We start from the raw sequence: 18444 nt of genomic DNA on the forward strand, positions 1-18444 counted from the left end.
AGAACGGTCGGGTGCAAGCCATGTGTCCGGCCTCGTTGAAGCAGCACTTATGGCTGCGGGCCCTGATGAAGTTCGCGGGTCGGATCCCAATCAGTACACGTTCGGCTTGCTCGTTCCCGCCGGTAAGGGAACTACATTCGAAAAGAATGTCCGGAGCCTTCTTATCGATCAGAGCGAGCTTGCTCCTGTCCTGCTACCGATGTTGGAAGCCTGGCGCAGCATTCGCATCCGTGCCGCCGAGCTTGGGCGCATCGAGCATCATGCTCACAACCCCTAGCGGGCTATTCCGCCCCCCGGCTCAACCGGTTTGTCATCACATCATCGTTCACCCTCGCAACTCGAAAAGCATCGTGATCGTTTGTTAAGCTGGCAACTCTCCGGAGCGTTCGTTGCGATAGGAGCCGCCTTTAGCGAGGACGGACCAGACGTCTTTGGGGACGCTGTTGTCGCGACGGCGATCCTGGATCGCCTGCTTCATCATTCCACGGTGATCACCACCCCGGCGACAGCTACCGACTCCGGGAAAAGCGCCGGTCCGGCCTTCTGCGGAAGGCCGGACCGGCATCCTAAACCAACGAAACCGCAAACCAATGAAGGGGGTCAGTTCCTCGTGTCGCTTGAGAGGCGGCCGTCCTTCACAGATTGGACGCCACTTTGGAAGACGTGCTTGATCTTCTCTCGCTGCAGTAGGATCGAAAGGTCTGCCTCGAGGTCTCCCTCCACGACCACCACATCGGACCAGTTTTCCGGGTACCAGTGTACCGATCTCCTGGCCGAGCTTGATTGCCTCGGCCGCCGCCCCGGTTGCGCGGTGGATCGCCTCCACGGCTGATACGCCGACCAGTTTAGAGTAAAGAACGATCTCGAGCGCGTTTTCACCATGAAGGGTGAGGTCGGGGATCCCGCAGTCGGAACCGAGCGCGATCTTAACGCCCTTGTGAGCGGCCATGCGGAGATTGTCCGGATAGACCTTCATAATCTCCGAGGACGAAATCACAAGGTGATCCGGGTAGCCGAACTGTTTCGCCCGCGTTGCCTGACGCTCGAAAGGATAGAGCGTCGAGATCAGCCAAGTCCCGCGTTCGGCCATGAGCTCGGCACCCTCTTCGTCGATGAGACAGCCATGCTCGATCGTGTCGACGCCGGCAAGGACAGCGCGTTTGATGCCTTCCGCACCTACGGCGTGGGCTGCAGTGTGCTTGCCGCGCTGTCGCGCCTCGTCGCATATGACGCGCATCTCCTCGACGGTGTATTCCGGCCCGCCGGACCACTCCCCGCCGCCCGCGCGGGTTGCGAATATCTTGATGAGGTCGGCGCCGGCTTTTAGCTGTCGCCGCGTCTCGACCCGAAGGGCGTCGACCCCGTCAGCCTCGACGACGTCAGTCCAGGCATGCCCGCCGGTCATCGCGACGCCGCCACCGCAGGCAAGGATCCGTGGACCGACCAGGAAGCCGTTATTTACTGCCTCGCGTAGCACGATGTCACTGTAACCTGAGCACCCGACGTCGCGGATGGTTGTGAAGCCGGCAAGAAGGGTCTTGCGACAAGCATAGGCGCCCATGGCGACGTCGCGACCCGCCTTGGCGGTAAGGTCAAAGAAACCAGCTTCCTTCTCGGTGAGTTGCGAGAATGGCGTCCAGGAACGGGGCCCGTCAACAGTCTCGCCCAGCAGATGTGGTCATGTGTGTCGACCAGCCCCGGAATGATCGTGTGACCGGCCGCATCGATCACCGTCGCGTCGCTACAGCCTGCGATATCCAGACCTGCCGCGACAATCCGGCCGTCAGCTATCAGGACATCGCCCAAAAAAGCCTCCTTGCCCGTTCCGTCGATGATCTTGCCGCCCTTGATAACAATGGACATTCGCGTTGTGCTCCTTGTGAAGTTGTAGAAGGCAAGTTCGGCTTAGATTTATCAGTCTCGAATCGAGGGCATCACGTAGCCCCATCGCCGAGCTGATTGAGGCTGAGACGGTCAGCATGATGCCCCGGGGAGTGAACAGCTCAGCCATTCTTCGTTCCTTGCTTCGCTTGCGTCGGGGAATCCGGTCTTTCAGATCATCATCCTGACGAGCACCCGCCTCTAGGTGGCACAGCTCTGCGGTCGAACAAATCTCAATCCGATGCTAGGCCTGCAATGGGCGCATCAAAAAGCTGCGCGGATTGATTGCTTCAGTGCAGTCCGCCGAAATCTACACCTTAATCCGCGGCTCGAACTTGACGCGATCAAGCGCGATCAAGCTCCGGAATTTTCTGACGTTGGGGTGCGAGAACGCCTACCGCGCCGAGCTTACCGGTGAGAGACTGCGAAAAGCTAAGCGCGCTGATCTCGATCAGCCCGCCACTTGATCTGCGCCTCATCCCGAAACATCATCCTCCAGACCCATGCGAAATGACGCCAAGGGTGGCCAGCTTCAGTTTGGAATACGCGGCCGGCTTCGTCGGAATCCACAATCTCGGGCCATCGCAGCGAGCCCAGGTCCGCGCCGGGCTGACGATCCGAGTTCCCTTCTAACCAATGTCCGCAGGCGGTGAGCTTTACGTAGGCGATGCTAGAGAGGGGGCCATATGAGAGCCCCCCGTCCCGAACGCGTTAACCCCCGTGGAGATAGACGCGCCCTACCGCTTCTGGTGGTTTACCTCCCACGCCATCGCACGATTTGGATGCGATACCGGTTGATCCGTGTCTTGACTGCGGTAGCCCGGCCTTGGGTCGATGATTCGCACCCCCGTACGGCTCAAGCCAATCTGCTTAGGCAGCCGGCGCAGCATTGCAGCCGCGCGGATCAGGCGTATCACGAAGCAGGGCCGAGGCCGGGCGAGAGGGCATGCTGGCCGAAGCGGCTTGGGCGACAATCGCCAGGGTCACTCCAGGCATTCAAATCGGATAGTAGCATGCGGGGTAAACACATCGCGCCGTAGCCACCGACGCATTTGGAGCAACCCCGAACGAATTATGACAGCTCTGTTTCAAAAAACCTTAACATTGACGCACAACAGCGCCGTTGCGACCTCATCCTAATGGCCGGACCCGCTCCGAACGGAATCGCTCTAAAAAGGGGAACTGATCATGAATAATATCGTAGGCAGTGTGAGCCGCCGGACCCTTCTCAAGACCGGCGCAGCGCTCGGTGGGGGTATTGTGGCTGCCGGCATGCCGCTCTCGCAGATCATTTGGGCCGCAGAAGGCAAGCTACTCAAGGCGCGCGTCTTCCGTGAGCTCCTCACGCTTGATCCGGGCTTCTATGCGGGGGTAGCCGATGTCAACGTGATGGACTGCATCTATTCGAAGCTCACGCATTTCAAGCCAGGCTCAGAGTGGGGCTGGGATCTGGAGGCGGCAGAAAAGATCGAACCGGTCGACCCGACGCATATCCGCTTCCGCTTGAAGAAAGGCATCAAATTCACTGGCGGCTACGGCGAGATGACCGCCAAGGACGTCAAATTCTCCTTTGAGCGCATCATCAAGCATAATTCGCCGGTAAAGACCGACTGGGGTTCGCTCGACCGTGTCGAGATCGAGGATGACTATACGGGCGTCATCGTATTCAAGACGCCGTTCGTGCCAGCTTGGCTTATCAGCCTTCCCTATGGGGTCGGCCATATCGTTTCTGAGGATGCGGTGATGAAGGCAACCGGTGATGGCAGTAGTTTCGGCATGAAGCCGCCGGCTTTCTCCGGCCCCTATGTGATCTCCGAATGGAAGGCGAATGAGCATCTCCTTCTTACCCGCAATCCCGACTGGTCGGGGCCGAAGCCAGGTTTTGACGAAATTCGCATCGTTCCGATCGCCGACGAAAAGGCTGCGGAGCGTGCGTATCAGGCGGGCGATATCGATTTCACTACGATCAGCATGGATTCGCTTGCGAGCTTGAAGGCCAACCCACCCGCGGACACCAAGGTCGAGGAACATGCCTCGCTCTCTTATACCTGGCTCGGCATGAACCTGGATCACCCGAAGCTGAAGGACATCAATGTCCGCAAGGCGGTCCAATGGGCGATTAATGTGCCGCAGGTCCTGGATGCCGCCTATGCCGGTCAGGCGACCGTCGCTACGGGAATGATTGCTCCCGGTCTTGTCGGGCATCGCGACAAGGCGCTTGTTCCCCCGGAAGGTGATCTCGTAAAGGCCAAGGAGTTCCTGGAAAAGGCTGGCGTGAGCGATGTCACCTTGACCCTCGATTGCCTGAACGACAGCACTAGTTCGACAATCGCCCAAGTGATACAGGCGCAATTGTCTCAGATTGGCATTACGGTTGACGTCAAGGTCCAGGATTCCGGCTCGTTTTGGACTATTGGTTCGGAAGCGGATGGCGACCGCTGGAAGGATATGCAGCTCATTATCACTGAATTCACCATGCTGCCGGACCCGTACTACGCCACCTCCGCTTTCGTGAGCGAACAGGTCGGCGTGTGGAACTGGGAGCGCTTCCGCAGCAAGCGCTTTGATGAGCTAAACGCCCAGGCGCTCGCCATTAGTGACCCGAAGGTGCGGGCACCGCTCTATTTCGAGATGCAGGACCTCATGGAGGACTCCGGCGCCTACCGGTTCCTGACCCATGGAGGCACACCGATAATGTATCGCACCACACAAATGCAGGCCGCAACCCGCCCGGACGGAGTCCCGCTGTACCTCGAGTTCAATCCGGTTTAGAGTGGCGTAGTCTGATCAAGAAGATGTGGCTCTATTTCCTCAAACGGGTAGCCCTCGCGATCGCAATCATTGTGATCGCGGTGGCGCTTATGTTCCTGATGATCCGCGCCGTCCCTGGCGACCCGGCCGCGATTTTGCTCGGCCCGCGCTCGACGCCTGAAATGAGAGCGTTGCTTCATGAGCAGATGGGACTCGACAAGCCGCTTGTTGTGCAGATCATCACGTTCTTCGGTGGATTGCTTCACGGCAACCTGGGTGTTGACGTATTCAGCCGTAGGCCTGTTGCCGACATTGTTTTGGAACAATTGCCTTTTACGATCGAACTGATTTTCGTCTCGATCGTATGGGCAGTCGTAGTAGCCGTACCGCTCGGCTGCTACTCCGCGGTGCGGCGAAACTCCTTCGTGGACCATGTGACGGGGGTCTTGACGGTCGCCACAATCGCAATTCCTTCCTTTGTCATGGCGGTCTACGCGCTGCTAATTTTTGCCGTGACTCTGCGTTGGTTGCCGGCGATCGGAGCCGGCAATGGCTTCTGGAATGGACTTGTCCATCTCATCCTCCCAAGCTTTGCTATAGGCATTGGCTGGGTTGGCTACATATCACGGCTGGTACGCGCATCCATGCTCGAGATCCTGGGAGAAAACCACGTGCGCATGGCCCGCTCCTTCGGGATCTCAGAATGGCGCATCGTCGCGCGATACGCGCTGCCGCTCGCTATCCTTCCGACCGTGACCATACTCGGGGTAGGCATCGCGTGGCTTCTTTCATCCGCTGTCTTTATCGAGGTGGTCTTCGCGAGGCCTGGCATCGGCGCTTTGATTGTGAACGCGGTCAATACGCGCAACTATCCGATTGTAATGGGGGTCGTGCTCGTCACCACGTTCCTTATTGTGGCCGCCACGACGCTTTCGGACCTTATTAATGCAGCCCTCGATCCACGAACCCGGGAAAAGCTCTGACATGGCGAGCGTTGAAGCCATCCGTGCGGAAGCCATCGATGCCAAGGGTACCGGCGCCTTTCGCACCTTCCTGAAGCAATTTCGCAAAAACCGCCTGGGCGTGCTCGGAGCAGTGCTTGTCACACTCATAGCAGCAGCTGCGATCTTCGCTCCGCTGATAATCACGCATGATCCGATCCGGATCATGGTAGGGCCGCGCCTAGCCGCTCCTTCACAGGAATTTCTGCTGGGCACCGACCAACTGGGCCGCGATTCGTTTTCTCGCGTGGTTATGGGCGGGCGCATCCCGCTCCTCGTTGCTTTCGCCTCACTCGGCAGTGCGCTGGTGGTCGGCGTCGTGCTTGGTTTGATTGCTGGATTCGGTCCTCGTTGGCTGGACAATTTGCTTTTGCTTTTCTTTGATACCATCCGCTCGTTTCCAGGCATCATTTTCGCGCTGGCCATCATCGCGCTTCTGGGCCCAAGTCTGGCGACCGTCATTCTAGTCATCGCAATAACGTCCATGCCGATTTATGCGCGTGTCGTGCGCACCCAGACAGAGGCGCTGCGCAGCAGCGAGTACGTTGCCGCGGAGCGCAGCATGGGGGCTGGAACAACGCGTATCCTTGCCGTTCACGTCCTGCCCAATGTCATCGGTCCGCTTCTCATTCTCGTGAGCATGGACGTGCCGGCTGTGATTGCGGTTGAGGCAGGCCTCAGCTTCCTAGGCATGGGAGTGCGACCACCGACGCCTGACTGGGGAGCTATCCTCAATGATGGCTACAGCTACATCAACCAGACCCCTTGGCTGGTCATCGCCGGCGGCATTCCCATCGTCATCGCAACGCTCGGCTTCACGTTCCTGGGTGAGGCGCTGCGCGACATATTCGATCCCAAATTGCGGAAAGAGCTATGAGACACGACGATCTCACACAGCATATCGCCCGGCCGCTTCTTGAGATCCGTGACCTAAATCTTGATTTCGGTACGCCACGCGGGCGCGTCCACGCCCTGCGCAATGTGTCGTTCAATGTGCCAGCCGGACAGGTGGTTGGCATCGTCGGGGAAAGCGGATCTGGAAAATCGACGCTCGCATATACAGTGATGGGCCTGCTTCCAGAAAATGCAGATGTGACAGCCGGCAGCATCCTGTTCGAAGGTAAAGACCTGCTGAAAATGCCCGCTCAGGCGCGTCGGAACCTGCTCGGCGATCGTCTATCCATGATCTTTCAGGATCCGATGACCGCACTCAATCCGGTGCGGACCATCGAGAGCCAGATGATCGATATCCAGCACCACGAACAAAGAAGCCGGAGCGAAAAGCGCGCTCGTGCTCTCGAGATGCTTCACCGGGTCGGAATTCCCGACCCCCAAAGCCGTATTGGCGCCTATCCGCATCACTTCTCCGGCGGCATGCGTCAGCGCGTTTGCATTGCCATGGCACTGCTTGTGAAACCAAGGTTACTCGTCGCCGACGAGCCGACCACTGCGCTCGATGCAACGCTGGAAGTGCAGATCATCCATCTTCTCAAAGAACTGCAAAAGGAGATCGGCTGCTCAGTCTTGTTCGTCTCCCACCACCTCGGAGCTGTGGCTGAGTTGTGTGACCGGGTCGCCGTCATGTATGCGGGTGAAGTGGTGGAGGAGGGGGCGGTCCGGGACATCTTCCACAATCCTGCTCACCCCTACACGCGCGCGCTGATTGAGTGCGATCCCGGGCGTATCAAAAAAAGCACACGCACTTTGCCGACCATACCCGGCGAGGTGCCCAGTCTTCTGGGCAGCAAGAAGGGATGTATCTTCCGCGCCCGGTGCCCCCAGGCGTTTAGCCGCTGTACGCACGACAACCCGATCGAGTACCGCATCGGCGTGGACCAAGTCGCCCGATGCCATCTCCTCGACGAAGAGCGGTTGGTTTCGGCATGAGCGCGCTGCTTCGGGTTGAGGACCTGCGGGTTTGCTTCCGCACCATGGGTCCGCTGAAGGCGCTTGCAACCGGGACGAAAGCCCCTTTCATCGACGCAGTATGCGGTGTGTCCTTTGAAATCCGCAAGGGCGAGACACTCGCCCTCGTAGGTGAAAGCGGCTCAGGCAAATCGACCATCGCGCGCACGATCATCGGCTTGCAGCGGGCTGTGAGTGGTAGCATCCGCATCGACGGACAGGAAATTGAGGAGCTCAGCGGGGCTGAACGGAAGCCCTACTTACGGCGCATGGCGATGATGTTCCAGGACCCGATCGGCTCACTCTCGCCGAGGCTGACCGTTCAATCGCTCTTGACCGAGCCTTTTCGCATCCATGGATTAAAGCATCCCGACCTCGGAGGCGAAGCCGAGCGCCTGCTTCGGATGGTCGGCTTGCCGACGGATTTTGCTCGCCGCTATCCCCATCAGCTTTCGGGAGGTCAGGCCAGGCGCGTTGGTATCGCGCGTGCTCTTGCGCTGAATCCGGACCTGATCATTGCCGATGAGCCGACCGCAGGCCTCGACGTGTCCGTGCAGGGCGAGGTGCTCAATCTTCTCGCGCGGCTTCAGGACGAACTCGGCATGGCGATCCTGATTATCACGCACAATCTTAATGTTGTGCGTCACATGACCGATCGCATGGCGATCATGTATCTCGGCCGCTTTATTGAGGTCGGCTCGACCGAGCGTATCTTCGATCAACCGCGGCACCCCTACACGGAAGCGCTGCTTGCGGCCAATCCGGAGCCCGACCCGGATGCGGTGCTGAACCGGATAGAGCTCAAGGGTGAGGTGCCAAGCCTGTTGCGGCGGCCATCCGGCTGCGAGTTCCACCCCCGTTGTCATTACGCGCAGGATATCTGCAGCCGCGTCTTCCCCGAACCATCAACAAACCCGGATGACGCGCATCACAGCTTCAAATGCCATTTCCCGCTGGAGCACGAAACCGCGATGGCGTTTGAGCAGAGACGGCTGTCTTAGCTGGACCAACCATGAAATGAATAGTCATCCTTCGCTCCTCCCAGATCATGCGAAGAAAATAGAAGAAACAAAGGTCGCTGAACCGTGCACTCTTCATAACCCCCATGAACAACCGCTACTTGGACGCCCTCGCCCTTGCGCGCGAAGAGCAGGCCGTAGCGCGCGAGGTCGCGGGCTGAGAGGCAGGCGCCGCCGCTGAGCAGCGGCACGCCCTCGCGGTCGCAGGTGATATGGAAGCATCCCTCGAGGCCTGCCGCCTCGACGATCTCGATCAGCCAGTCGCGCAGGCCGCTGACGCGCTCGATGATCCAGCCGAGCACATCGGTGTTGGTTGACTTATACAGCATCTCTCCGGTGCGATTCGCCAAGTCACCGCCGGTGATGCCGCAGATGAAGGCGTGTCGTCCCTTCCTTCTGACCCTCCAGCGGCAGGCGCCAGCCGGTTGCGGCCTCCATGTCGAAGGCAGAAGTGTAAGGGTCGCTCATGTCCTCGCTGAAGTCGTTGGCGACGTTCATGTCGGCCACCGCCTTGACGGTCGCCTCAGCGTAGCCCGAACCGATCTCCGGCAGATAGGTGCCTACTCGCGCGTCGAGATGGACGAGGCCGTTAGCCACTGCGCCGCCGAGCATGAGGTTGAGCGTCGTCTTGGTGATGGACATAATGGGATGCAGCCTGGCGGGCCCGAAGTCCGGCGTGTCAACGGCCGCCGCGTCGGCGATGCCGCCTTCGGCCGCCGCGTCGGCGATGCCGCCCTTCATCGAAGAGACACGCCGCAATCCAGGCCCTGTCTACTCGAAGACGCGTGACTGGACGCGCTATAGCCGCCAGGTAAACACCGATGGCACCTTCCTTGGCCACGGCGGCTACGGCGGCCAGTTTATGCTCGCGAACCCTGACACCGGCACCGTCGTCGTCTACTTCGGCGTGATCGAGAACGCGAGCGCCTCCGACCCCGACTTCAGTGCCGAGCTTGCGGCTCAAGAAGCGGCAGTCGCGGGCAGGCTCTGACCCGATCAATAGCCGGCAACCTTGTTTACGACATGTTCAAAGGCAGGCCGCTCTCGAAGCGGTGGATCTGCTCATTGACATGGGCAAAAAGCGCCTTGACATCGGACGAGGCAGCGACATGCGGTGTCACATAGACGCTCGGCGACGTCCAGAAGCGGCTCTCCTGCAACAGCGGTTCCTCTTCGAAGACGTCGAGCGAAGCTCCACCCAACACGCCGGAATCGAGGCATTGAAGGATATCCGCCTCCACCTGGCTACCGCCGCGGCCGGGCGTTGATGAACACCGGGGCGCCGAACGGACCTTACGGCTGAGTTTCTTAAAGAGGACTGCATCGAAGATCCCCCTGGTGCCCGCGGTCAACGGCAGGAGGCCGACCAGAAAATCCGTCCTGCCGAGAAAGGCGTCGAGGCCTGCGGCGTCAAAGGTGTCGATGCCCTCGATTGCGCGCTTCGTTCGGGACCAGCCGATCACCTCAAAGCCCATCACGGCGAGCTTGTGGGCGGCGTCCTGGCCAAGCACGCCCATGCCCATGATGACAACGGTGACGTCGGCGGCTTGCGGCTGGCTGAGGTCCCGCCACTCGCGAGTCTTTGCCAGCGCCTCGTAGGCGCGATGCTGGCGGAGATGCAGGAGGCATTGCATCATCACCCGCTCATTCGCGTCGTCAGCGTCCGGTTGACGAAGCGCACCAGGGGCACGTCAGGTAGACCCGGCAGCGTCAGCACGTGGTCGACGCCGGCGCCGCCGGAAAACACGACCTTGATATCCCGCGCCCGCGAGAAGACATCCGGCGCAGACTTCCAGACGACCGCATAGTCGATACCCGAGAGGTCCCGGCCTTCATAGGCGGGATTCGCAAGGTTAATCACCTCGCGTCCAGGGAAGGCGCCTCTGAGGGAAGCGTCCAATTCCTTCGGGATGAATTTCAGATCGACGATAACCGGGCTTCTTGCGGACATGGGGGCACTCCATTACGATGGCGGAAAGGTCCACGGCCTCGCTGCGTGAGGCTACGGCCACAGGTTTCGCATTGGGGATGATACGTATGAGGCCCGAGACATTTACTAGCGAACTCTGCAAAGGGCATGCTGTCTAATTCTCAGGACACGCAAATCACTGTTGAAAGGCGCCTAGTACTGGGCCTCAAGCAGATGTCTTTTGAGGAGGGACGTTTGCATCCACACCAGCTTGAAACCTCTGGTAAACCGCGAGGATCGTCCGCTCCAATCGCTGTCCAATTTGCTCACAGTCTGCAGCGGTGACCGTCAACGGCGGAGCAACGATAAACCAATCGCCGTACCTCCCCCCGGATGTGCGCCTTGAGTAAACTATAAGGCCTTCCTTTAACGCCTCTGTTCGAGCCACTTCAGTCACGTTGAACTCGAATGGAAATCGAACTTTCGATTCTTTGTCCGATACCAATTCTACTGCGTATAGCAGCCCCATCCCCCGCACGTCACCCACGATGGGCGAGGTATCCATGAGCTTTCTTAGTATACGTTCAAGGTTCTGCCCGGTTTGCACAGCATTGGCGATCAGATTGTGATTTTCATATTCGTCCAAGACCGCCAGCGCGGCAGCACACGAAATCGGATTTGCGCCATAAGTGTGTGAAAAGTTGAAGCCGGTAAGGCTTGCTAGTTCGTCGACGGGTGCTGCTGGGAGAAGTACCGCACCCAGTGGGCTGTAACCTGCGGAAATCCCCTTCGCCATGACTACAACGTCTGGAGTGCAGCCGCTCAAGTTGTGTGATGCCAGAAACTTACCCGTTCGACCGGCGCCGCAAAGGATCTCATCAAATACAAGAAATACGTCGTATCGGTCACACAACTCACGAATGCGTTGAAAATAGATGGGGGGCGGAACGAGGCATCCGGTGGCTACGCCGCCGACTGGTTCAACTACATACGCGAGGACGTTTTCTGGGCCTAGACGTACGATAGCATCCTCAAGCGCCGCTACGCATTGCTCAGAGATTTCTTCACGTGTTAGTCCGGGTTTGGCTCGATAGGTCATTGGAGCCGGCACTTTCGTGCCGCTAACTGCGAAGCCAGATAGAAAAGGTACTAGAGATTCGTCACCCGAAATCGCGAGCGTGCCGATCGATGCGCCATGATACGACGGCATGTTCGACATCAGTATGCGTTTGCTGGGCGAGCCTTTAGCAACCACGTATTGCCGCAGGAACTTAAGCGCAAGATCCATAGCTTCGCTTCCTCCTGATGAGAGGCCAACCCGTTCAAATGGCTTCCCCGCCAGGCGGCATAGACGTTCTGTCAATGCGGCGTTCGTGGCGTTACGAGCGACGCGCGGATAAGCATAGTCAAGCATCATTGCCTGCTTAAACATCGCATGCGCGACGCGTTCGTTAGCATGCCCGATATTGCATGCAATTGGCCCTGACGACGCGTCGATGTAGGCTTTTCCATGCTCATCGAACATCCAGATCCCTTCCGCCCGGACCATCAGCGGAACGGGCTCAGACCCATCTTGACGAAAGAAAGCGTCCTGAAACAGGCGAGAAGTCGCAGCTAAATTTGTGTGCAAGTAACACCCCAAGTGGTATGCCGGTTCGGAAAATCGACCGCAGGAGATCAACTGGTTTTCCTATGCGCGCTTTGTGGAGCGAATGAGCATCTATTGTCCAATGACCAAATCGTTCCCTCTTCGTGTCCCGGCGGCGCTGTCCTAACAGCCCGCAAGGTCGAGGGTTTTGCAGGAGCGGGGCAGGCCCGCATTTACTGTTTCCACCGGACTCATTGATACCCGTTTCGTGAGGCCGCCACCCGGCACATCGCGCCGCTCGCCAGCCCGCCGCAATGCGTTCTCTTGAGCTGCATAAATGTAGCGAATGCAGCGACAGATTTATGTCAAAATATCCCTTCCGGTGAAACGCACAGTGAAAAAAAGACCCGCTGCCTCTAGAATTAGTCGCCCTTCAACTAGAATCGTGGGAATGCTAACGGGTGCTCATCTTGGCTAGGTAATTGCGCATAGCGAAGGTCGACCAGCCGATCCGTTGGGGCCGCTTCGGTAGAGCCGAAGTGGTGGACCATGCAAATCGCCTTCAAGCACCGAGATGTCTGGGGACCTTTTAGGAGGAACGCCTCGCGCAGCATGCATTGCGTTCGGAACCTCTTGGTGGGGACATTCCATCTGTAGGTGCTACGAATGGTATCATTGGCGAACCGGACCCACAACGACGCTGCCGAGCTTCTGAGTGGGCTCATCGAAAGTGACCGTCAGCCGAGACACCGCTCGCCGGCTCTTTACCCTGATTTGAGCTGTGCTCGTCGGACCCATCGCGTCATATTTCTCGGCCAGATCTAAGACGCTGACGCGGTTGGCGATAATGCCGTCCATGGAAAACACGCTATCGGTTGCGATCAACTTGAAGTGGTTGCCCTCCGCCCGTTTCAGCTCTTCTTCCAAGGCGGTTTCTCCTTCGGCACCGGGTGAGCTGGTCTCACCCTAAATGACCATTCTTGAAGGAGCATGGGCTGCTGCTGAAATTGTCCGTCCGCCACTCTTTTGCAGCGACCATTGCACGACCAGCTGCGGTTTGAGCTTTTTCACATGGAAAGCTATGCGATAGAGAGAGACTTCGCACCGTGTTCGCGATGCTCAGGGGCTTGGCCTCCCTCGTGAGCGCAGGCGAAGTGACTGCGGTGGAACCGACGCGCCTGCAAGGTCAATCCACGTGTCAACGCAGTCATCGAGTTCTATGAAGATGCCGAGGAGCTTTCGACGAGGAAACGCCAGAGATCGAGCCGCGGACGAATGGATCAAGGCTTCCGCACTCGTCCCGACAGCAGCCCGCCGACCCGGAAAGCGGAAGCAGCTCGACTCCGGACCAGAAATCGCTGAAACCCAAAGGAAATGGAAAATGTGGATATCTGAAAACCTGGATGGTGAACAATGAAAATTGCCCTGGGGCCGAGACCCGTTATGCTCATGGAGAACGTCTGGATACCGCTTGCCGACGGAACACGTCTCGCCGCAAAAATCTGGTTGCCGGAGGATGCGGCGTCCGATCCGGTTCCGGCGATTATGGACTACATTCCCTACCGCAAGCGTGATGGCACCGTTCTTAGGGACGAAAGTGTATTCCGTTATTTCGCCTCGTATGGCTACGCAGGCATTCGTCTGGACATCCGGGGCACCGGCGATTCCGGGGGGCTGTTCGAGGATGAATATGTCAAGCAAGAGCAGGACGATGCTGTCGAGGCGATCGAATGGATCACGCGACAGGCTTGGTGCAGCGGCAATGTGGGCATGATGGGCATATCGTGGGGTGGGTTCAGCGCCTTGCAAGTCGCCGCGCGCAAACCCCAGCGCCTGAAGGCGATCGTCACACTCTGCTCGACCGACGATCGCTACGCCGATGATGGGCACTACATGGGCGGATGCATCCTCACTGACACAGTATCTTGGGGCACAACGTGCTTCGTAATGATGTCCCAGCCTCCGGATCCCGACATTGTCGGCGAGGAGAGCTGGCGCTCAATGTGGATGCAGCGGTTGGAAAGTGCTCGACCAACTATGATTGATTGGCTCACTCATCAGCGCCGGGATGATTTCTGGAAGCATGGCTCAGTCTGCGAGGATTACAGTGCAATCAATTGCGCGGTCTTCGCAGTCGGTGGTTGGGGGGATGGCTTCTCAAACGTAGTATTCCGACTTCTCTCGAACCTGGACGCACCACGTAAAGGCCTGATTGGACCTTGGGGTCATAAATACCCTCATGTGGGTGTCCCCGGTCCCGCTATCGGTTTCCTGCAAGAATGCCTTCGCTGGTGGGACCACTGGTTGAAGGGGGAGGATACCGGAATCATGCAGGAGCCAATGTTGCGTAGCTGGATGCTCGACTCGGTGGAGCCCGCTGCCCACTATGATGAGCGGCCTGGGCATTGGGTTGCAGACCCCAACTGGCCGTCTCCTCACGTGTCGCCACGGATTTACCACATGGGCCTCGGCAGACTGTCTCAGCAACCGCTGCCTGAAGCCAAACTTGAAATCAGCTCCCCAACGACGGTTGGGATCGCAGGGGGCGAGTGGTGCCCCTATGGACTCGGTGGTGTCGGTCCGGAGCATCCGCTGGACCAGCGCTGGGACGATGGCGGCTCATTGATTTTTGACAGCGAATTCTTGACGGAAGCCACGCCAATCCTGGGCGCACCTGTCATTGAATTAGAAATCACTTGCGACAAGCCGACGGCGATTCTCGCGGCACGCCTTTCGGATGTTAGCCCATCGGGTGAAGTCACACGGGCCACATACGGGCTCCTGAACCTTTCGCACCGCGGCGGACATGAAGACGTACAGCCTATGGAAGCTGGAAAGTCGTATCGCATCCGCCTCGCCATGAACGAGGTCGGGTTTACCTTTCCGCCAGGTCACCGGATTCGGCTGTCTATTTCAACAAACTATTGGCCGATCGCACTTCCCGCCCCCGAGCGCGCTAAATTGACCCTAATGGCGGAAGCCAGCCATATGCATCTGCCCATCAGAACGCCTCAACCCAGTGATCTCGACTTACGGGCCTTCGACGTACCGGAGGCTTCTGCACCAATGGCGACTACGGTGCTGAAACCTGGAAATGTCGAACGATTCATCCGGATCGACCAGGTGTCGGGTAGGGTCAGCCTCACGGTCAAGAGAAACGATGGCTTAGTGCGTCTCGATCCTATCGGCACAGTCGTTGGGCACGAGAAGCAAGTGATCTATTCGGTTGCCGAAAATGATCCCTCGACAACCCGCACGGAGGTCTATGAACGGTTCGACCGGGGCCGCGGAGCTTGGCAGACGGCAGTGGAGGGGAGAACAGTGTTGACCATGACCAGATCGGACTTCCACCTACTTTTTGATTTCAACGCGTTCGAAGACGGCGAGCGCATCTTCTGCAAATCTTGGTCGGAGAAGATTCCTCGTGATCTCGTCTGAACTGGAAAGTGGCCGATTAGAGACAAAGCCTGCAGACGGCACTGCGATCAGCGCGGCGACGATTTTTCAGCTTGTCAGTTACGTTTGAAAATGGCTGCGGGTTTGTTGCGTGATCGGCAATGCGGCCCTGCCGGCTGGCGCGGGCCTCGGGTCTCAAGCCTGTTGACGAGGTCGACGACGTTGAAGAAGGGGCGGCGCACGCCGTCGCATGCGACTTTCCGGTGCCTGTTCCACCGATGAGGACGACGTTGCGCTGATGGGCGACGAAAGCGCCCGTGGCAAGATCGCGGATCAGGCTCTCGTTGACCGGTGTCGGCAAAAATTGAAGTCCTCTATATCCTTGGCCAGCGGCAGCATGGCGACGGTGAGCTGTTATTTAATGGAGCGAGCCCGCTTCTCCGATATCTCGGCCTGCAGCAGGTCGCCGACGATCTTCGGTGGTTCGAGTTGATGGCGACGCCCATGATCTGGTCATAGGCCGCGCGCCCCCGATCAGTTCCAGAACTTCGGTGCATTCCATGGCTGTTCGTCCTCCTGAGACTGTCATAGCGGGCGCGGTCGGCGATGGGCTCGTGAGCCAGCTTCAGCGCCTGTGGGATGGAAAGGATCGCGCGCGGCGCCGGATCGCGGCTGCGGGCCAGGATGTTGAGGTCATCGGCGCCGATGAGACGCCATGCTCGAGCGCTTCCTGGCACGCAGCCTCGACCGCGCTGAATCCGTCGGTCAGCACGCAGGTGAGGATCGACAAACATCTGCCGGTCGCCGACATCGGCCGCCTTGAGCTTGCGGCGCAGCTTCTCCATGGCCGATGCCAGGACCCAGCCGCGGAACGGCGCACCGTTGCGCAGTCCGCCCGGCTTGCGGGCCAACACCGGAACGTAATGAGCAGGGATCGTAGATGACCTCGTCGCGGCCGAAGCAGCGGGCGTGCCCACAGCCACGCCGTCGTGGCGGTTGACGATGCGGCCAACATAGGCGTGGATCTCGACCGGCCGGCCGACCGTGCTCGACAGGAGAGAGTATTTGTTGTTGTCGAAGCGCACTGTGCATGTCTTCGACACCGAGGCGGGAATGCAGTGAAAGCCGTCGAAGCGCCCGGCACAGGGGATGAAGCTGGCGCGCATTTCTTCGAACACGTCCCAGATCGTGCGATCGCCCTGTTCGGGGTGCCGATGCGTCCTGGCATAGGCGACGCATTTGTCGGCCAGCAAGCCGTTGAGGTCCTCCAGCGTCTTGAAGCGCAGCCTCGGTGCGAAGAAGCGCTCGCGCACCAGCCCGACTTGGTTCTCGACCGGTCCCTTCTCTCAGCCGGCTGCCGGCGTGAGGCCTCCGGCTCGACAAGGCAATGCCCGCATATCTGCAGAAAGCGCGGTTGTAGCGGCGATCCCTGCCGATGAAGATCGCAGCCACCGCCGTTTTCATGTTGTCGTAGATGCCGCGTGTGCAGGCCGTTACCGTCACGCCGTCGAGCATAACGATCTCGTGGCTCCAGTCGAACTGGCAAGCCTCACTCGGCGCAAAGCTCAGCGGAATGTAGGCTTCGACCACGGCGCTGCCGCGATCCGCCAAGCTCTGCGGATGCCGCCACACTGAGCTGTAGCAACCGAGGCTGCGAAGCTCATCATATACCCGGATCAGTGTCAGACGCGCGTCGTGATGAGGCCTCACCGCATTCGCTAACAACAGGCGATCCAGGACGCCCCTGGGCACCCATCCGAGGTTAGGGAGATGGTTGTGCACAAGGTATCGCGTTCGCAGGAGACGGAGTTCCGCTACGAGCGCAAGCATTCCGGGAGATCTTCAGCTCCCGGCAAATTGTTTTGATCGACTTCCCCTGCACGGGCGACAGCCGTCTATCTTTGCATTCGTCGCAATAACCAACGGCCAAAACAAATGCCTCCGATGAAACGGGAGGCATCTTGATAATCCCATCGTCACGGGGCCCCGTTCGAACGAAAATCACCCGTCAAACAGGGTCCTCATTCAGTCCGGGCCCTGTTTTGAAGCGCCTATTGCACGTCCCGCTTCGGATTGAACTTTCTCACCGTGAGAAATCTGCAATCTAGGGAGCCTGGTCGATAGCGCGTCAAGAATGCTCATCGGGCGCCGACGGAGCAAGCGCTCCGGTAACGCTCAGGCATCCGGAAAAATCGCTCAACTAAAAGGGGAATGAGTCATGAAGCTAACGTAGGCCCTCCACCTTTCTCAAGAGCGGCGCCGCGCTCGGCGGGTGTGGGCGCTGCCGGCATGCCGCTCTCGCGACCATATGGGCGCCGCAGAAGGTAAAGGGCCATCCCGATAGCCGTGCTGCTCGGCTGCTACTCCGCGGTACGGCAAGGCTTGAACCCCTCATCCGGCCGCATCTTTCGGGACCGAAGCCAGCAAAATTCCGACGTTAGCGCTGGATCGGCCATCCGGTCGCTGAAAGATACCCACAGTGCACTGTTGATGAGTCCTATGAACAACCCCATCTTGAAAGGCCCGCCGCATGACGCTCTCCTCGATCACCAATCCCGACTTCGCCATCCTGTTCGACAACAAGCCGCGGTGGAACGTGCCCGACTACCGCCGCAATGGCTTCCACAACCTCCACACCACGATGCGCTATGCCTTTTCGATACGCGCCCCCCGCGTCCTGCCCCTCAGGAAGGAGGTCGACTGGACCATTGGCGAACGGCCTGAGGTCGCACGTTACCTCGCCATGCCACATTTCTCGGCCTTTATCGTGGTACGCGGCGAGCGCATCCTCTACGAGGCCTATGCGCCGGACTTCGGGCCCGAGAGGCCGCATCCCATCATGTCCATCACCAAGACGACGCTCAACCTCATGCTCGGCCGCGCAGTGGCTGACGGCCTCGTCCATCTCGACGCGCGAGTAGGCACCTATCTGCCGGAGATCGGTTCGGGCTACGCTGAGGCGACCGTCAAGGCGGTGGCCGACATGAACGTCGC

The 18444-nt window shown here is 59.0% G+C and carries 14 protein-coding genes and 6 pseudogenes; 11 read left to right on the forward strand and 9 right to left on the reverse strand.

Features of this window, described 5'->3' with window-relative positions:
- Nucleotides 1–97 precede the first annotated feature (97 nt).
- Together NKH13_RS28835 and NKH13_RS28840 are read left to right on the forward strand one after the other, a co-directional pair.
- Nucleotides 98–250 (forward strand): annotated as a pseudogene (locus NKH13_RS28835) (IS110 family transposase); the annotation flags it as partial.
- Nucleotides 251–427: 177 nt separating this feature from the next.
- Nucleotides 428–570, forward strand: a pseudogene (locus NKH13_RS28840) (ATP-binding protein); the annotation flags it as partial.
- Between the two features lie 181 nt (nucleotides 571–751).
- On the opposite strand, the pseudogene NKH13_RS28845 reads toward NKH13_RS28840, so the two are convergent.
- Nucleotides 752–1561, reverse strand: a pseudogene (locus NKH13_RS28845) (amidohydrolase family protein); the annotation flags it as partial.
- A 149-nt stretch (nucleotides 1562–1710) separates the two neighbouring features.
- Here NKH13_RS28845 and NKH13_RS28850 point away from each other — a divergent pair.
- The 6 genes from NKH13_RS28850 to NKH13_RS28875 all read left to right on the forward strand — a co-directional run bounded on the left by NKH13_RS28850 (nucleotide 1711) and on the right by NKH13_RS28875 (nucleotide 8539).
- Nucleotides 1711–1959 (forward strand): hypothetical protein, encoded by a 249-nt coding sequence (locus tag NKH13_RS28850; protein ID WP_352916011.1) that lies wholly within the window; start codon nucleotides 1711–1713, stop codon nucleotides 1957–1959.
- 1110 nt (nucleotides 1960–3069) lie between these two features.
- A complete protein-coding gene (locus NKH13_RS28855) occupies nucleotides 3070–4653 on the forward strand; it encodes an ABC transporter substrate-binding protein (protein ID WP_352916014.1) in 1584 nt (527 codons plus the stop codon).
- 23 nt (nucleotides 4654–4676) lie between these two features.
- Entirely contained in the window at nucleotides 4677–5615 is a 939-nt protein-coding gene (locus NKH13_RS28860; RefSeq protein ID WP_352916017.1) for an ABC transporter permease, read from the forward strand.
- Between the two features lies 1 nt (nucleotide 5616).
- Nucleotides 5617–6510 (forward strand): ABC transporter permease, encoded by an 894-nt coding sequence (locus tag NKH13_RS28865; RefSeq protein WP_352916020.1) that lies wholly within the window; start codon nucleotides 5617–5619, stop codon nucleotides 6508–6510.
- Nucleotides 6507–7520 (forward strand): ABC transporter ATP-binding protein, encoded by a 1014-nt coding sequence (locus NKH13_RS28870; protein ID WP_352916022.1) that lies wholly within the window; start codon nucleotides 6507–6509, stop codon nucleotides 7518–7520. The genes NKH13_RS28865 and NKH13_RS28870 overlap by 4 nt, the downstream gene beginning before the upstream one ends.
- On the forward strand, nucleotides 7517–8539 hold the full coding sequence (locus NKH13_RS28875) for an ABC transporter ATP-binding protein (protein ID WP_352916025.1): 1023 nt from the start codon (nucleotides 7517–7519) through the stop codon (nucleotides 8537–8539). The genes NKH13_RS28870 and NKH13_RS28875 overlap by 4 nt, the downstream gene beginning before the upstream one ends.
- Here NKH13_RS28875 and NKH13_RS28880 read toward each other — a convergent pair.
- Nucleotides 8536–8907, reverse strand: a complete 372-nt coding sequence (locus NKH13_RS28880) for a hypothetical protein (RefSeq protein ID WP_352916027.1) — start codon at nucleotides 8905–8907, stop codon at nucleotides 8536–8538. The genes NKH13_RS28875 and NKH13_RS28880 overlap by 4 nt on opposite strands.
- Nucleotide 8908: 1 nt before the next feature.
- Nucleotides 8909–9298, reverse strand: a complete 390-nt coding sequence (locus tag NKH13_RS28885) for a hypothetical protein (protein ID WP_352916030.1) — start codon at nucleotides 9296–9298, stop codon at nucleotides 8909–8911.
- Here NKH13_RS28885 and NKH13_RS28890 point away from each other — a divergent pair.
- Nucleotides 9285–9548 (forward strand): hypothetical protein, encoded by a 264-nt coding sequence (locus NKH13_RS28890; RefSeq protein WP_352916033.1) that lies wholly within the window; start codon nucleotides 9285–9287, stop codon nucleotides 9546–9548. The genes NKH13_RS28885 and NKH13_RS28890 overlap by 14 nt on opposite strands.
- A 25-nt stretch (nucleotides 9549–9573) precedes the next feature.
- Here the strand turns inward: NKH13_RS28890 and NKH13_RS28895 are convergent, their stop codons facing one another.
- The 4 genes and pseudogenes from NKH13_RS28895 to NKH13_RS28910 form a co-directional block, all read right to left on the reverse strand.
- Nucleotides 9574–10194, reverse strand: a complete 621-nt coding sequence (locus tag NKH13_RS28895) for an NAD(P)-dependent oxidoreductase (RefSeq protein ID WP_352916036.1) — start codon at nucleotides 10192–10194, stop codon at nucleotides 9574–9576.
- Entirely contained in the window at nucleotides 10194–10508 is a 315-nt protein-coding gene (locus tag NKH13_RS28900; protein WP_352916039.1) for a Rossmann-fold NAD(P)-binding domain-containing protein, read from the reverse strand. The genes NKH13_RS28895 and NKH13_RS28900 overlap by 1 nt, the downstream gene beginning before the upstream one ends.
- Before the next feature lie 184 nt (nucleotides 10509–10692).
- Nucleotides 10693–12015 (reverse strand): aminotransferase family protein, encoded by a 1323-nt coding sequence (locus NKH13_RS28905; RefSeq protein WP_352916062.1) that lies wholly within the window; start codon nucleotides 12013–12015, stop codon nucleotides 10693–10695.
- Between the two features lie 834 nt (nucleotides 12016–12849).
- Nucleotides 12850–12984: pseudogene (locus NKH13_RS28910) on the reverse strand (aminotransferase class I/II-fold pyridoxal phosphate-dependent enzyme); the annotation flags it as partial.
- Nucleotides 12985–13467: 483 nt separating this feature from the next.
- On the opposite strand from NKH13_RS28910, the gene NKH13_RS28915 reads away from it, so the two are divergent.
- Nucleotides 13468–15492 carry a CocE/NonD family hydrolase gene (locus NKH13_RS28915; RefSeq protein WP_352916042.1) on the forward strand — a complete coding sequence of 675 codons (2025 nt, stop codon included), beginning with the start codon at nucleotides 13468–13470 and terminating at the stop codon, nucleotides 15490–15492.
- 109 nt (nucleotides 15493–15601) lie between these two features.
- On the opposite strand, the pseudogene NKH13_RS28920 reads toward NKH13_RS28915, so the two are convergent.
- Nucleotides 15602–16007, reverse strand: a pseudogene (locus NKH13_RS28920) (ATP-binding protein); the annotation flags it as partial.
- 9 nt (nucleotides 16008–16016) lie between these two features.
- Nucleotides 16017–17410: pseudogene (locus NKH13_RS28925) on the reverse strand (Mu transposase domain-containing protein); the annotation flags it as partial.
- Nucleotides 17411–17980: 570 nt separating this feature from the next.
- Between NKH13_RS28925 and NKH13_RS28930 the strand changes: the two are divergent.
- The coding region (locus NKH13_RS28930) for a serine hydrolase (RefSeq protein WP_352916044.1) at nucleotides 17981–18444 on the forward strand (464 nt) is incomplete at its 3' end.

Source organism: Mesorhizobium sp. M1348, assembly GCF_040317925.1.
Classification (GTDB): domain Bacteria; phylum Pseudomonadota; class Alphaproteobacteria; order Rhizobiales; family Rhizobiaceae; genus Mesorhizobium.

Bases quoted from the DNA above. Each gene is read 5' to 3' on its own strand.
- NKH13_RS28855 (WP_352916014.1), top strand. From the start codon at position 3,070: ATGAATAATATCGTAGGCAGTGTGAGCCGCCGGACCCTTCTCAAGACC.
- NKH13_RS28860 (WP_352916017.1), top strand. From the start codon at position 4,677: ATGTGGCTCTATTTCCTCAAACGGGTAGCCCTCGCGATCGCAATCATT.
- NKH13_RS28865 (WP_352916020.1), top strand. From the start codon at position 5,617: ATGGCGAGCGTTGAAGCCATCCGTGCGGAAGCCATCGATGCCAAGGGT.
- NKH13_RS28870 (WP_352916022.1), top strand. From the start codon at position 6,507: ATGAGACACGACGATCTCACACAGCATATCGCCCGGCCGCTTCTTGAG.
- NKH13_RS28875 (WP_352916025.1), top strand. From the start codon at position 7,517: ATGAGCGCGCTGCTTCGGGTTGAGGACCTGCGGGTTTGCTTCCGCACC.
- NKH13_RS28890 (WP_352916033.1), top strand. From the start codon at position 9,285: ATGCCGCCCTTCATCGAAGAGACACGCCGCAATCCAGGCCCTGTCTAC.
- NKH13_RS28885 (WP_352916030.1), bottom strand. From the start codon at position 9,298: ATGAAGGGCGGCATCGCCGACGCGGCGGCCGAAGGCGGCATCGCCGAC.
- NKH13_RS28895 (WP_352916036.1), bottom strand. From the start codon at position 10,194: ATGATGCAATGCCTCCTGCATCTCCGCCAGCATCGCGCCTACGAGGCG.
- NKH13_RS28900 (WP_352916039.1), bottom strand. From the start codon at position 10,508: ATGTCCGCAAGAAGCCCGGTTATCGTCGATCTGAAATTCATCCCGAAG.
- NKH13_RS28905 (WP_352916062.1), bottom strand. From the start codon at position 12,015: ATGGTCCGGGCGGAAGGGATCTGGATGTTCGATGAGCATGGAAAAGCC.
- NKH13_RS28915 (WP_352916042.1), top strand. From the start codon at position 13,468: ATGAAAATTGCCCTGGGGCCGAGACCCGTTATGCTCATGGAGAACGTC.